Consider the following 12,672-nt stretch of genomic DNA (forward strand, 5'->3'; position numbering starts at 1 on the left):
CAGGCTATTTCTTTTTATCATAGCACAAAAAAACTGCCGACAAACTCTAAAATTAGAGCCATTGTCGACAGTCTGAAATAAGGATGAAACCTTCCGGGGTACACCTGCGTATAAATACTCGTGTAAAAGAAAATGAAGAGTAAAAAAAGGAGAGAAAGCCATGGGTAAAAGAATCATGCTGTTTCTGTTAACGAACATGATGGTGTTGTTAACAATTGTCATCGTGTTTTCAATACTAAGTTTGTTTGGTGTTAACCTGGGTGCTTATGACTATGGTGCCGGTACGCTGAATCTGGTGCCGCTGTTGATTATCAGTGCCGTTATCGGCTTTGCCGGAGCATTTATTTCACTGGCTATGTCGAGATTCATAGCGAAAAAAGCGATGAACGTCAAAGTAATTGACCCGGATAATCCGGGAAGCCAGGCTGAAAAAATGGTCGTTGAAAAAGTACACCGTCTCTGCCGGCGCGCAGGGCTTACCCATATGCCGGAGGTTGGGATTTACCAGTCCGCTGAAGTGAACGCTTTTGCGACAGGGCCTACCAAAAAGAGATCGCTTGTTTCCGTTTCAACTGGTCTGCTTCAATCGATGGATGATGATGCTGTTGAAGGCGTTATTGCCCATGAGGTTGCCCACGTGGCAAATGGCGATATGATCACTATGACCCTGCTGCAGGGAATCGTGAACACGTTCGTGGTGTTCCTGGCACGGGTCGTCGCCTTTGCGGTATCGAGGTTCGTAAACGAAAATATGCGCCCGATTATTCACTTTCTGGCGATTATTGTATTTCAGATCCTCTTTTCGATTCTCGGAAGTATTGTTGTGGCTGCCTACTCCCGCTACCGTGAGTATCACGCCGACCGCGGCGGGGCAGATCTTGCCGGTAAAGACAAGATGGCCCATGCTCTCCGCTCACTGCAAAATTATGTGGACCGGGTGGATACGGAACAGTCATCCATGCAGACGCTGAAAATCAACAATAAGCCGTCGGCAGCTGCGATGCTCTTTTCGTCGCACCCGCCGCTTGAAGACCGGATCCGCCGTTTAGAACAAAGCTGAATATAAGCACCTTCCCCGGATGCGCCTGCCGCGTCCGGGTTTTTTGTACCAGGTGGAAGGATAGAGAGATGGATATTTCCCGGGAAATATAAAATTGACACAAAAACGTAAATGATATGGTTCGAATTTGGCTTTATATCATGATATAAAGAGTAGAGTGATCTATTATTGAAAGGAGAAGTCCTATGAAATATCGAATTTTTGGTCTTCTCGCGGTTTTATTTTTCATTGCCTCCCCTTACCAGGCGGTTGCAGCGCCCGTACTGGAATCCTCGAGTCCGGAAAATGGAGATTCTTTGTTGGAAGTACCCGAGCGGGTGGAACTCAACTTTGATACAGAGATTGACCGTGTAGAAGATATGTATCTGCTTGTAGAAACCGGCGATGAAATTGATATAGAAGAACCAGTGATCAGCGAAGACGGAATGACAGTCTCCGCAGAGATCGAGAGCATTCTGGAAAATGGAAACTATATATTAAATTACACCGTAACTGATGCGGAAGGGGAGTCTGAACAGCAGGGCATTAATTTCAGTATTAACAGCAACACTTCCCTCGAAGAAAGACAGGATAACCTGGAAGAACGGACAGGCGAAAGTGCTCTTACAGAAGCAGAACAGGAAGAAGAGCGGGAAGCAGAAGAAGCAGGCGCGAATATTCCCGGCATGGTGTTTATGGGAGCGCTTGGCCTGACAGTCGTTTCCGCGTTTACGATCATTTTATGGAAAAACAGAGAGCGTAAAAAGTAACAGTGGACAGCTTCGAGACCCTTCGAAGCTGTTTTTTTGTTTGTGTGTGGAAAAATTCCAATGGCTTCAGCCGTTCTTGTTTGGCAGTGGGGGACCATTGTCCGCTATAATAGACGGGGAGAGAGGACGGAGATGCAGATGAGAGAGCAGCAGACAGGCATTGCAGCAGGAGTGGCAGCTTATGTACTTTGGGGATTTCTTCCGCTTTACTGGAAGCTTTTTAACGAGGTCCCGGCGATCGATGTGCTCGCCCACCGGGTGATCTGGTCGTTTTTATTCATGGCTGTACTTATTGTGCTGATCGGGCGCTACAAAGGAGTATGGAATGAAATAACGCATGCTTTTCATTCCGTGAAAACGACGGCGGCGATCACCGGTGCCGCTTTATTGATTACGATCAACTGGTTTACTTTTATTTTTGCAGTGAACGGAGACCATGTGATCCAGGCGAGCCTTGGCTACTATATTAACCCGCTTGTGAACGTAGCTCTGGCGACGGTATTTTTAAAAGAACGGCTGGCACGTATGGAAATAGCTGCGGTAGTGCTCGCGTTTATCGGCGTATTCGTGCTGACGATTTCCTACGGGCAGTTTCCGTGGGCTTCGATTATCCTGGCATTATCCTTTGGGTGCTATGGTATTATTAAAAAAACTGTAGCACTCGGCGCATGGGCAGGTTTGACGCTGGAATCGTTTCTGGCAGCTCCATTTGCCCTGATTTTTTTAATGTTCTTTTCGGGCGAAACGGCTTCCACCTATGATTCAGGCACGTGGACACTGCTCTTCGGGGCGGGGGCAGCTACGGCTGTTCCATTGCTGCTGTTCGCCTCGGGGGCGCGGAAGATCAGCTATTCCCTGCTTGGCTTTCTGCAGTATATTGCGCCGACGATTATGCTGGTGCTGGGTGTTTTTTTATTTAGGGAGCCTTTTTCCTTCCAGCAGTTCACAGCCTTTTTAATTGTCTGGGCGGGGCTTACGCTGTTTACCGTTTCGCGGACACGTATTCATATGCAGAGAAAGAAAACAGAAGCAGCTATAAATAGTTGAAGAAAAGGAGAGAAAGCATGGATGAGCGATATTCGAGACAGCAGCTGTTTTCGCCGATTGGTGAAGCGGGCCAGAAAAAATTAAACGAAAGCTCTGTGACGATTGTCGGTGCAGGAGCGCTCGGGGCTTCGGCAGCGGAGATGCTTGTGCGTGCCGGCGTTGGTACAGTGACGATCGCAGACCGTGATTACGTGGAGTACAGCAATCTGCAGCGCCAGCAGCTGTATACGGAAAAGGATGCCGCAGAGCAGATGCCTAAAGCAGCCGCGGCAGAAAAAAGGCTGCGTGAGATTAACTCCGGGGTTCATGTGCAAGGTGAAGTGGTGGATGTCGATTTTACGTGGATCGAAGCAAAGGCTGCAGAGACAGATCTTATCGTTGACGGGACGGACAATTTTGATACCCGTCTGCTGATTAACGATGCGGCGAGAAAATACCGTAAGCCCTGGATTTACGGAGCCTGTGTGGGAAGTATCGGCATGGTGCACCCGTTTCTTCCGGGAGAGCGCCCCTGCTTTCGCTGCGTATGGAAAAAGATCCCTTCGCAGGGGCAGACGTGCGACACAGTAGGAGTAATCGCTCCGGCTGTGCAGTCAGTAGCGGCAAAGCAGACGGCCGCAGCCTTAAAAATACTGGTCGGTGACGGAGAAAGTCTCCCGGTGACTCTGGACTATTTTGATCTTTGGAACCAGCAGCAGTTTTCCATCGGCCTGCAGAGCAGTAAGGATCCTGGATGCCTCTCATGTGGTGAAGAAGCGGAATATCCGGCGTTAACATATGAACATTCAAATAAAACGAGCGTACTGTGCGGCAGGGATACAGTGCAGATCCGCCCGGGGGAAAGCAAACAGCTGAACTTCGAACGGCTGGAGCGCGATTGGGAAAGCAGGAACTGGAGCGTGCGCAAAAATCCTTATCTGTTGTCGGTGCAGACTGAAACGCGGCGTATCGTTTTATTTCAGGACGGGCGGGCGCTCATCCACGGCACGAGCGACGTCCAGGAAGCCAAGCGGTGGTATGCACAGCTGCTCGGATAACCTGAAACCAATCCATCGAAGGGAGATGAAGGACAACATGAACTGGAAACCCTTCGTAGCGGCAGGGGCCGGGGCTGTTCTCCTGCAGGCCTGCAGCGGCGGTCCGCAGGCAGAACAGAACGAAGAGCAGCCCGAGCTGACGGTTTCAGCGGCAGCCAGTCTGCAGGATGCTCTTACTGAGGTGCAGAAAAGCTTCGCCAACGAGCATCCGGATATTTCCCTGGCGTTTAACTACGGCGGCTCCGGCACACTGAAGCAGCAGATTGAGCGGGGCGGTCCGGCGGATGTCTTTTTGTCAGCCTCCGCTTCACACTATAACGATCTTGAAGAGGAAAATATAATGGTGGATACAGGGGATCCTGCCTTTGCAGAAAATAAGCTGGTGGCGGTGGTGCCTGAAGACAGTGCGGAAGAAAAGCTTCAGAGCGTGCTCAATGGAAGCGGCCGGATAGCGGTGGCAACGCCGGAGGCAGCACCCGCCGGAAGATATACCCGGGAAGCACTTACTTCCATGAAGGAATGGGAGCGCGTGCAGGAGCGGGTGGTTTTTGCTAAAGATGTGCGGCACGCGTTAACTCTTGTCGAAAGAGGCAATGCAGCGGTCGGCTTTGTATATGCTTCAGACGCGCGCGAAGCTGACGTACGGGTGCTTGAAGAAATTGATCCTTCCCTGTACTCCCCCATTCACTATTACGGCGGGGCTGTGGCAGGAAGCGGGAACGAAGAAGAAAGCCGGGAATTTATGGAATACCTGCAAAGCAGTGAAGCCCAGGATATTTTGCGTTCGTACGGCTTTTCAGACCCGGAATAAAAGGAGCGTGCCTGATGTTTTGGTTTCCGATACAGTTATCTCTGCTGACAGCAAGCATCGCAGCTGTCCTTGTTTTCATTGTCGGGGCGATGCTCGGGAGAGTTTTTGCCGTCAGAAATTTCCGGGGGAAGCTGGCAGCAGAAACGTTCCTGATGCTTCCGCTCGTGCTGCCTCCTTCGGTGACCGGCTTTTTACTTATCGTCGTCTTTGGAACGAGCAGCTGGATTGGCAGCGTGTATGAACAAGTATTTCAAAATTCGATTATTTTCACGCCGGTCGCCGCTGTTGTTGCCGCTGCGGTCGTGGCGTTTCCTTTAATGTTTCAGTCGGCAAAAACCGGCTACGGTTCAATTGACCCCAATATTGAATCCGCTGCAAGAGTTGACGGGGCAGGAGAGTGGCGCGTGTTTACAAATATCGCTGTTCCTCTCGCCGGAAGAGCGCTTATGACAGGATTTGTTCTCAGTTTTACGAGAGCTCTGGGAGAATTCGGGGCTACGCTGATGTTTGCCGGGAATATTCCCGGCGTTACACAAACAATGCCGACGGCCATCTACGTGGCCATTGAGTCGAATCAAATGAACCTTGCGTATACGTACGTCGGCATCAGTATATTTATTTCCTTCCTGCTGCTCGGTTTAACTTACCTTTTAAACCGGGAACGTTAAATATTAATCGCCTGTTTCCCGGTGATAGTCACCGCTTTTGCCCCCGGTTTTTTCAAGCAGGTATGTCGGTCCGATGACCATTCCTTTATCGAGCGCTTTGCACATATCATACACGGTTAAAGCAGCGGCGGATGCTGCGGTCAACGCTTCCATTTCCACACCGGTGCTTCCCTTCGTTTTAACAAAAGCTTCAATAAATAGTTCATACGTTTCTTCTGTTTCCCAGTAAAAGCTGATGTCTACGTTACTTAACGGGAGCGGATGGCACATTGGTATGAGGGTGGATGTCTGTTTGGCGCCGGTGATTCCTGCGATTTGGGCGACGGCGAGCACATCCCCTTTTTTAATATCCCCCTGCGTTATGGCATGGTAGACCTCTTCTGGAACACGGATGCTTGAACCTGCCAGGGCACTTCTGCTCGTCACCGGTTTATCGGATACGTCCACCATTCTGGCCCGGCCCTGTTCGTTAAAATGCGTGAATTCTGACATGGTACATGTCCCTCCTGGATACAGTATTGACCGATTATAGCACGGATACATACATTCAAATATGATAAAGGAGCATCGATATGGTTGAAAAACGTACGCCTGTCCCTGTAAAAGAAGCAATTGAACGAGTAATGGAGAATGTCGAAGAAGGTGGCGTGGAGGAGGTCTCCATCCAGGAATCCTACGGCCGTCGGCTGGCGGAGGCGATCACAGCCGCTCATCCGGTGCCGCCGTTTGACCGTTCTCCCTATGACGGGTTTGCGATCCGTTCGGCGGACTCCCGCGGGGCCTCCCGGGAGCAGCCGGTCACCTTTCAGGTAGTGGAGGAAATCGGCGCTGGTTTTGTGTCACAAAAAGAACTCGGGCCGTTTCAGGCAGTACGCATCATGACCGGGGCAAAAATTCCGGAGCAGTGCGATGCCGTCGTAATGCTCGAGCTTGTCCAGGAGGATCATGATGGAACGTACCCGCTTATGACGATTAAGCGCGAATTTGAAGAGCATCAAAACATCTCCTTTGAAGGGGAAGATACGGAGGCTGGTGCCGAGCTCGTTCCGGCGGGCACATGGATTGATCCCGGCGTCACGGCCCTCCTTGCGACATTTGGCTACGCCACGGTGAAGGTGGCTAAAAAGCCGGTCGTCGGTGTGTTTGCGACAGGGACGGAGTTGCTTGACGTCTCTGATGATCTGGAGCCGGGCAAAATACGAAACAGCAACGCCTATATGATGATTGCCCAGCTGCAGCGTGCCGGGGCGGAGCCTGTATACTACGGCAAGCTGAAGGATGAACTGGATCCCTGCTACGAGGCGGTGCGCCAGGCGGCAGAGGAGACAGACATGGTCATTACGACTGGAGGGGTGTCGGTTGGGGACTACGATCTGCTCCCGGACGTTTACGAACGGCTTGGCGCAGACGTGTTCTTTAACAAAGTAGCGATGCGTCCCGGCAGCGTAACAACCGTCGCCAGCTGGGAAGGCACGCTGCTGTTTGGCCTTTCAGGAAATCCGTCCGCCTGCTATATGGGCTTTGAGCTTTTTGTGCGGCCGGTAATTCAGGCCGTCATGCATTCTGCGCATCCGCACCATACAATGGTGAAGGCAGAGCTCGCGGCGGATTTCTCCAAGCCGAACCCGTTCACCCGTTTTGTCCGTGGCAGCTGCCGTGCAGAAGGCGACCGTTTATTTGCAGAGCCGGGAGGCTTTAATAAGTCGAGTGCGGTCACCTCCCTGGCTGGTGCCAATGCGTGTATCGTTCTGCCCGGGGGAAGCCGCGGATACCAGCAGGGGGACGTGGTCGACGTCATGCTGCTTGAAGATAATGAAGGCCAGAAAGAGCCGCTCTCATGACCACCCCGGTACTGCAGGTAACGGGATTTAAAGAAAGCGGGAAAACGACCCTGCTTAAACGCTGGACGGCGCTTGCCAGGGTAAACGGCTGGAGGGTTGGCATATTAAAGCATCACGGCCACCAGAGCGTGCCGCTTCAGCCGGAGGGGGCCGACAGCCTGGAGCTGAAGGAGGCCGGCGCTGTGGTTTCCGGTGTGGAAGGCGCCGGAGTCTTTCAGTTTCTCGCAGATATGGTGGAGCCGGACCTTTCCACCCTGCTGAATATTTATCAACAGCTCCCGCTTGATGTTATTCTTATAGAAGGATACAAAAAAGCACCGCATCCAAAAGTCCTTCTGCTCCGGAGCACAGAAGATAAAATATCCCTTGAAAGTCTTGAAAATATTCAAACAGCGTTTGGTCCTGGAGAAGAAGTAAATCATTTTCAGGAGACGGAAAAAACAGATGAATGGTTTGAACAATATATGAGGAGTATACTATGAAGAAACGATTTTTTGTTACATCAGAACCGCTGTCTGTGGAAGAGCTTGCTGCTGAAGTGACGCGTCCGGAAGCAGGAGCTGTGGTGCAGTTTATCGGCACGGTCCGGGAATTCACCAAAGGTCGGCGGACAGTCTACCTGGAATATGAAGCGTATCATTCGATGGCGGAAAAACAGCTCGAGGCGATCGGCCGGGAAGTGAAGGAACGCTGGCCGGATGCTGAGGCAGCCGTGGGACACCGCACCGGTGAACTGCAGATCTCGGACGCGGCAGTTGTGATTGCCGTTTCGACGCCTCACCGGAAAGACGCTTACGAAGCGAATGAGTATATTATTGAGCGCATTAAACAAATTGTGCCAATATGGAAAAAAGAACACTGGGAAGACGGCGAACAGTGGGTGGGAGACCAGCTTGAACAAACGCGGTATCCAGACGGAGCCCCGGGAGGTGGAAATGAGTGATTAATGTGTTATGCTTTGCCCACATGAAAGATATTTTTGGCGGCGAGAAGCTCACCATTAACAGTGGCGGTATAGCTACTGTTGAAGATGTACTTGATCATTTAAGAGCAGCGTATGATGCTGATATCAGCGGCATTATGACCGCTGTAAATGAAGAATTTGCCGAAGGAAGCACGCCGGTCGGCCAGGGGGACACGGTAGCCCTGATCCCGCCGGTCAGCGGAGGGTAACACTGTGGCAGATGGAATTATTTTAACCGGAGGCATGTCGGAGCGGTTTGGTTCCCCGAAGGCCTTTGCTGTCTGGAAAGAAAGGTATTTTTATGAACGGGCCGTCGAGGCTCTTCAGACTGAAGTGAAAACCATCTGGCTGATTTCTCATCCGTCGTTTGCCGGAAGAATTAAAGCCGGAGAGCGGGTGAGGGTCAGGGAAGATCTTCCGCCTCATAAAGAGAAGGGACCGCTGGCCGGACTTTTCACCGGCCTTTCCTATACAGAGGAAGATTGGGTATTTATGCTTCCGGTGGACATGCCGCTTATCACTGCGGAAGAGGTGCGTTTTCTGGCCTCTTATATTACGCCGGAAACAGAGGCGGTTATCCCGGAGGTTGGGGGAAGGCTGGCCCCCGCTTGTGGATGGTTCCACGCGGATCTGCTTTCAATAGCAGGAGCCCAGCTCGAAGCCGGGGATTACCGGATGAAAAATGTATTCAGCGGCAGGGAAAGAGTCGTAGACGTCAATCAGACGTACTGGCGCCCTGAGGCATTTGAAAATATTAATACTGTCCGGCAGCTTGAAGAGTTAAACAGAAAGGTAAAATAGAGAGAGGGGGAATACGATGACCAATGTAACTGACCAGTTAAACCGTCCCCTTCGTGACCTGCGTATTTCCGTGATCGACCAATGCAACTTCCGGTGCACCTACTGCATGCCGGCAGAAATTTTCGGCCCGGATTTTGAATTTATGGGTCAGGATGAACGGCTTTCCTTCGATGAAATCGTCCGGGTGTCGCGCCTGTTTGCGGGTCTTGGTGTCGAGAAGCTCCGTTTAACCGGAGGAGAGCCGCTGCTTCGTAAAAACATGCCCGAACTGATCCGCCGTTTGACGGAAATCGAAGGCATTAAAGATATCGCTTTAACTACAAACGGTGTAATGCTGCCCGCCCAGGCTGAAAAATTGAAGGCCGCCGGGCTGCAGCGGGTGAACATCAGTCTCGATGCCCTCGATGATGAAGTGTTTGCGAGTATTAACGGCAGAAAAACCGGCTCGAAGCCTGTGTTGAAAGGCATTGAAGCAGCGAAAAAAGCAGGCCTTACTGTAAAGGTGAATACTGTAGTCAAAAAAGGGATGAATGAAGAACAGATTCTTCCAATGGCTATGTATTTTAAACAGCGCGGCGTCAACCTGCGCTTTATCGAGTTTATGGATGTGGGCAGCACCAATGGCTGGAACTTTGGGTCGGTGGTGACGAAAAAAGATATTATCGACACGATTCACCAGACGTTTCCGATTGAACCCGTGGATCCGGGGTATTACGGTGAAGTGGCTGACCGTTACCGTTATAAGGATGGCAGCGGTGAAGTCGGCGTTATTTCGTCTGTTACGGAATCGTTCTGCTCTACGTGCACAAGGGCGCGGATTTCGGCAGACGGAAAGCTGTTTACGTGTCTGTTTGCCACCGAAGGGTACGATTTACGGAATCAGCTTCGTTCTGAGGATTCAGATGATACGATCTTTAATAATATTGCCGGCATATGGGGCAGACGGACCGACCGTTACTCGGAAGAGCGGACCGAAGAAACGGCACGCAACCGTAAGCGGATTGAAATGTCCTATATTGGGGGATAATAGGAAGAAAAGAGGAAGCCTGAAAAAGGCTTCTTTTTTTAAGAAAAAAATAAAGGAGGGGACTTCTATGGCAACAGAAGAACATAAAGAGCAGGCAGAGAAAAAGATTCAATGCGCTGTTATTACCGTAAGTGATACGCGGACTGAAGAAACGGATAAAAGCGGCAGACGTATTCATGAGCTGCTCGAATCCCACGGCCACGAGGTTTGTTTTTATTCAATAGTGACAGACGAACAGGCATCCATCACCAATTGTTTGAACGAAGCGCTTGTCCACCCGGAGGCGGAAGCGGTGCTGATTAACGGCGGGACCGGGATTGCGGACCGGGATATTACCATCGAAACGGTAGAGCCCAGATTTGATAAAGCAATTGTTGGGTTTGGGGAGCTGTTCCGCTACCTGAGTTACGTGGAAGACATCGGGTCTTCGGCGATTTTATCGAGAGCTGCCGCCGGCATTATCGATCACAAGCCGGTATTTACGATGCCCGGGTCTTCCGGTGCTGTAAAGCTTGCGATGGAAAAACTGATTATTCCTGAACTGCCTCACGTGGTTTGGGAGGCTGTAAAACAGCGCGATTTGTAAAAAAATAGAAAAACAAGAGAGGTGCTTGTGTGAAAGAACCAAGTTTAGAGGAAATCAGGGCATCGGAAAAAGAATATCACCGTCAGTACTACAAGCAGCATGACTTATTTGAAGAAGGCACCTGGATGAAAAAACCAGCTTCCCGTATTATTAACGCCCTGGGCCGAATTCGAAAAGGAAAAGACGTCCGGCTGCTCGACCTCGGGTGCGGCATTGGCCGTAACAGCATACCGGCCGCGAGACAGTTTCAGGAGCAGGGGTGTGAGGTTACGTGCGTGGACTTTTTAGACGAAGCCATCACCCAGCTAACGGAGTACGCCAAAGAATACGGCGTCGAACAGGAAGTTAAACCGGTGAAGCAGGAAATAGAAGAATATGCTCCAGAAGAGGCGTATTTTGACGGCATTATAGCAGTTTCAAGCATCGAACACGTACCTGATGAAAAAACCTTCTGGAATTTAATCGATAAACTTCAGAAGGGCACAGCTGAGGGCGGAGTGCATGCATTTTTAATGAACACCGGGATTCATGAAACAGACGCGGAGACGAACGAGGAGCTTCCGGCAAAAATGGAAGTGAATTTCGATACCGAAGATATTATTCAAAAGCTTTCTGATCGGTACGAAGGCTGGACGGTGTATAAGCTTGAGAGCCAAGCGCAGTCGTTTTCGACGTACCGGGAAGAACGGAAAGTGCTTATTAATTCAAATATGCTGCTGCTTGAAGCGGTAAAGGAACGGGCCTGATGGCTCGTTCTTTCTAATATACAGAAAAGGCACCCGGTGCCCAGGCTTATATGGAATAAAAATAAGGTGTAAACGTATGCGCAGGCGGTAATTTTGTCCTAAAACCGCCTTTCGCAGGTTGAAAATTGGCAGTCGTTAGGATACGATGATAAAGGTTCTAAGCAACAGGCGCATAGAAGTGAACGTTTTATGACATATTTGTGTTTAAAAATCGTCAATTTTGAAATTTTGCCGGAGAAAAAATGACGAGAGGCATAAAAATTTGCTACGATAATGGTGCGCTCTGCATATGAACGGAATGAACCGTGGCTGATGGAGAGAGGGGTTATTCATCACAGAAGTCGGTAATAAAAAGGAAGGAGCGTGAAGCGCTTGAAAAACTTAGTTTCCTGGTTTAAACGACTGTTTATGGTACCAGGGTTGTTTGCTTTGCTGCTCGTCGCCAGCGGCTGCAGCGGTATTACAGTTTTGGATCCTAAAGGTCCGGTGGCCAGAACCCAGCAGGAACTCATCATTTTTTCTATTACACTGATGTCCGTCATTGTCATTGTTGTTTTTGTGCTATTTTTCTACATGATTATCCGGTTTAGGGAACGCCCGAACTGGACAGACAAGGACTATGACCCTCACCAGCACGGAAACACCACGCTCGAGATTGTCTGGACGGTTATTCCATTTATTATTGTAGCAGCTCTTTCGGTACCTACAGTGACCTCATTGTATGCTCTGGAAGAACCTCCTGAAGAAAGCAATGACCAGGAACCGTTGGTAATACATGCCGATACATCAAACTGGAAATGGTATTTCAGTTATCCTGAGCAGGACATTGAGACGGTTAACTACTTACACATACCGGAAAATCGTCCAATCGAATTTAAACTGTCCGGTGCTGACTCTATGACAGCACTCTGGATACCTGCGCTTGGCGGTCAGAAATACAACATGGCCGGCATGCAGAATACGCTGTATCTGCAGGCAGATGAACAAGGCGAATTTGCAGGCCGTAATGCAAACTACAACGGATCCGGCTTTGCAGAGCATACGTTTACCGTTACTTCTGAAAGCGAAGAAGAGTTCGATCAGTGGGTGAGTGATATTCAAGATAACGCTCCTGAACTAACGGAGGAACGGTTTAACGAATATTTACAGCCGGGTCTTGCAGATGAGGCTGAATACTCGAGCACGCACCTGGAGTACGTTGACTTTGGCCAAAACGACGGCAGAAGTTATATTACGGATCTCTACAGCGGAGACCTTGGTGAAGACGTATCCCTTTACGGCGGTGAAGACGGCCCGTGGGAAGAAGAATAAAATAAGCTTAGTATGATAAATATA

General features: G+C 50.1%; 16 protein-coding genes. 15 read left to right on the top strand and 1 reads right to left on the bottom strand.

Annotated elements, in window-relative coordinates; genetic code table 11:
• The first annotated feature begins 160 nt into the window (after positions 1 to 160).
• The 6 genes from htpX (at position 161) to modB (ending at position 5,372) form a co-directional block, all read left to right on the top strand.
• On the top strand, positions 161 to 1,060 hold the full coding sequence (gene htpX, locus ACTRXH_RS10900) for a protease HtpX (protein ID WP_091612608.1): 900 nt from the start codon (positions 161 to 163) through the stop codon (positions 1,058 to 1,060).
• A gap of 185 nt (positions 1,061 to 1,245) precedes the next feature.
• A complete protein-coding gene (locus tag ACTRXH_RS10905; protein WP_474261506.1) occupies positions 1,246 to 1,809 on the top strand; it encodes a copper resistance CopC family protein in 564 nt (187 codons plus the stop codon).
• A 60-nt stretch (positions 1,810 to 1,869) separates the two neighbouring features.
• On the top strand, positions 1,870 to 2,856 hold the full coding sequence (gene rarD / locus ACTRXH_RS10910) for an EamA family transporter RarD (RefSeq protein ID WP_474261505.1): 987 nt from the start codon (positions 1,870 to 1,872) through the stop codon (positions 2,854 to 2,856).
• Between the two features lie 17 nt (positions 2,857 to 2,873).
• A complete protein-coding gene (locus tag ACTRXH_RS10915) occupies positions 2,874 to 3,893 on the top strand; it encodes a ThiF family adenylyltransferase (protein WP_474261504.1) in 1,020 nt (339 codons plus the stop codon).
• A 37-nt stretch (positions 3,894 to 3,930) separates the two neighbouring features.
• Entirely contained in the window at positions 3,931 to 4,704 is a 774-nt protein-coding gene (gene modA / locus ACTRXH_RS10920; protein WP_474261503.1) for a molybdate ABC transporter substrate-binding protein, read from the top strand.
• A 14-nt stretch (positions 4,705 to 4,718) separates the two neighbouring features.
• Positions 4,719 to 5,372 carry a molybdate ABC transporter permease subunit gene (gene modB, locus ACTRXH_RS10925; protein WP_474261502.1) on the top strand — a complete coding sequence of 218 codons (654 nt, stop codon included), beginning with the start codon at positions 4,719 to 4,721 and terminating at the stop codon, positions 5,370 to 5,372.
• Between the two features lie 3 nt (positions 5,373 to 5,375).
• Here the strand turns inward: modB and moaC are convergent, their stop codons facing one another.
• Positions 5,376 to 5,864, bottom strand: coding sequence for a cyclic pyranopterin monophosphate synthase MoaC (gene moaC / locus ACTRXH_RS10930; RefSeq protein ID WP_474261501.1), 489 nt, complete (start codon positions 5,862 to 5,864; stop codon positions 5,376 to 5,378).
• A gap of 80 nt (positions 5,865 to 5,944) precedes the next feature.
• On the opposite strand from moaC, the gene ACTRXH_RS10935 reads away from it, so the two are divergent.
• From ACTRXH_RS10935 to qoxA, 9 genes are all read left to right on the top strand, one after another.
• On the top strand, positions 5,945 to 7,213 hold the full coding sequence (locus ACTRXH_RS10935) for a molybdopterin molybdotransferase MoeA (RefSeq protein ID WP_474282140.1): 1,269 nt from the start codon (positions 5,945 to 5,947) through the stop codon (positions 7,211 to 7,213).
• The gene (gene mobB, locus ACTRXH_RS10940; protein ID WP_474261499.1) at positions 7,210 to 7,695 is read left to right on the top strand and encodes a molybdopterin-guanine dinucleotide biosynthesis protein B; all 486 of its coding nucleotides are present in this window, start codon (positions 7,210 to 7,212) and stop codon (positions 7,693 to 7,695) included. Before ACTRXH_RS10935 ends, mobB begins: the two co-directional genes overlap by 4 nt.
• Entirely contained in the window at positions 7,692 to 8,156 is a 465-nt protein-coding gene (locus ACTRXH_RS10945; protein WP_474261498.1) for a molybdenum cofactor biosynthesis protein MoaE, read from the top strand. Before mobB ends, ACTRXH_RS10945 begins: the two co-directional genes overlap by 4 nt.
• Positions 8,153 to 8,386 carry a MoaD/ThiS family protein gene (locus ACTRXH_RS10950; protein WP_474261497.1) on the top strand — a complete coding sequence of 78 codons (234 nt, stop codon included), beginning with the start codon at positions 8,153 to 8,155 and terminating at the stop codon, positions 8,384 to 8,386. The genes ACTRXH_RS10945 and ACTRXH_RS10950 overlap by 4 nt, the downstream gene beginning before the upstream one ends.
• A 4-nt stretch (positions 8,387 to 8,390) precedes the next feature.
• A complete protein-coding gene (locus ACTRXH_RS10955; RefSeq protein ID WP_474261496.1) occupies positions 8,391 to 8,978 on the top strand; it encodes a molybdenum cofactor guanylyltransferase in 588 nt (195 codons plus the stop codon).
• Between the two features lie 16 nt (positions 8,979 to 8,994).
• Positions 8,995 to 10,005, top strand: a complete 1,011-nt coding sequence (gene moaA / locus ACTRXH_RS10960; protein WP_474261495.1) for a GTP 3',8-cyclase MoaA — start codon at positions 8,995 to 8,997, stop codon at positions 10,003 to 10,005.
• A gap of 67 nt (positions 10,006 to 10,072) precedes the next feature.
• A complete protein-coding gene (locus tag ACTRXH_RS10965; protein ID WP_474261494.1) occupies positions 10,073 to 10,591 on the top strand; it encodes a MogA/MoaB family molybdenum cofactor biosynthesis protein in 519 nt (172 codons plus the stop codon).
• Positions 10,592 to 10,620: 29 nt separating this feature from the next.
• Positions 10,621 to 11,337, top strand: coding sequence for an SAM-dependent methyltransferase (locus tag ACTRXH_RS10970; RefSeq protein WP_474261493.1), 717 nt, complete (start codon positions 10,621 to 10,623; stop codon positions 11,335 to 11,337).
• Positions 11,338 to 11,709: 372 nt separating this feature from the next.
• Positions 11,710 to 12,648 (top strand): cytochrome aa3 quinol oxidase subunit II, encoded by a 939-nt coding sequence (qoxA, locus tag ACTRXH_RS10975; protein WP_474261492.1) that lies wholly within the window; start codon positions 11,710 to 11,712, stop codon positions 12,646 to 12,648.
• The last annotated feature ends 24 nt before the right edge of the window (positions 12,649 to 12,672 follow it).

The sequence above is a fragment of the Marinococcus sp. LNHM5E3-2.1 genome (genome assembly GCF_056034365.1).

What these genes read in the sequence shown, in the direction of transcription:
- htpX (WP_091612608.1), top strand. Translation starts at nt 161, where the DNA reads ATGGGTAAAAGAATCATGCTGTTTCTGTTAACGAACATGATGGTGTTG.
- ACTRXH_RS10905 (WP_474261506.1), top strand. Translation starts at nt 1,246, where the DNA reads ATGAAATATCGAATTTTTGGTCTTCTCGCGGTTTTATTTTTCATTGCC.
- rarD (WP_474261505.1), top strand. Translation starts at nt 1,870, where the DNA reads ATGGCTTCAGCCGTTCTTGTTTGGCAGTGGGGGACCATTGTCCGCTAT.
- ACTRXH_RS10915 (WP_474261504.1), top strand. Translation starts at nt 2,874, where the DNA reads ATGGATGAGCGATATTCGAGACAGCAGCTGTTTTCGCCGATTGGTGAA.
- modA (WP_474261503.1), top strand. Translation starts at nt 3,931, where the DNA reads ATGAACTGGAAACCCTTCGTAGCGGCAGGGGCCGGGGCTGTTCTCCTG.
- modB (WP_474261502.1), top strand. Translation starts at nt 4,719, where the DNA reads ATGTTTTGGTTTCCGATACAGTTATCTCTGCTGACAGCAAGCATCGCA.
- moaC (WP_474261501.1), bottom strand. Translation starts at nt 5,864, where the DNA reads ATGTCAGAATTCACGCATTTTAACGAACAGGGCCGGGCCAGAATGGTG.
- ACTRXH_RS10935 (WP_474282140.1), top strand. Translation starts at nt 5,945, where the DNA reads ATGGTTGAAAAACGTACGCCTGTCCCTGTAAAAGAAGCAATTGAACGA.
- mobB (WP_474261499.1), top strand. Translation starts at nt 7,210, where the DNA reads ATGACCACCCCGGTACTGCAGGTAACGGGATTTAAAGAAAGCGGGAAA.
- ACTRXH_RS10945 (WP_474261498.1), top strand. Translation starts at nt 7,692, where the DNA reads ATGAAGAAACGATTTTTTGTTACATCAGAACCGCTGTCTGTGGAAGAG.
- moaA (WP_474261495.1), top strand. Translation starts at nt 8,995, where the DNA reads ATGACCAATGTAACTGACCAGTTAAACCGTCCCCTTCGTGACCTGCGT.
- ACTRXH_RS10965 (WP_474261494.1), top strand. Translation starts at nt 10,073, where the DNA reads ATGGCAACAGAAGAACATAAAGAGCAGGCAGAGAAAAAGATTCAATGC.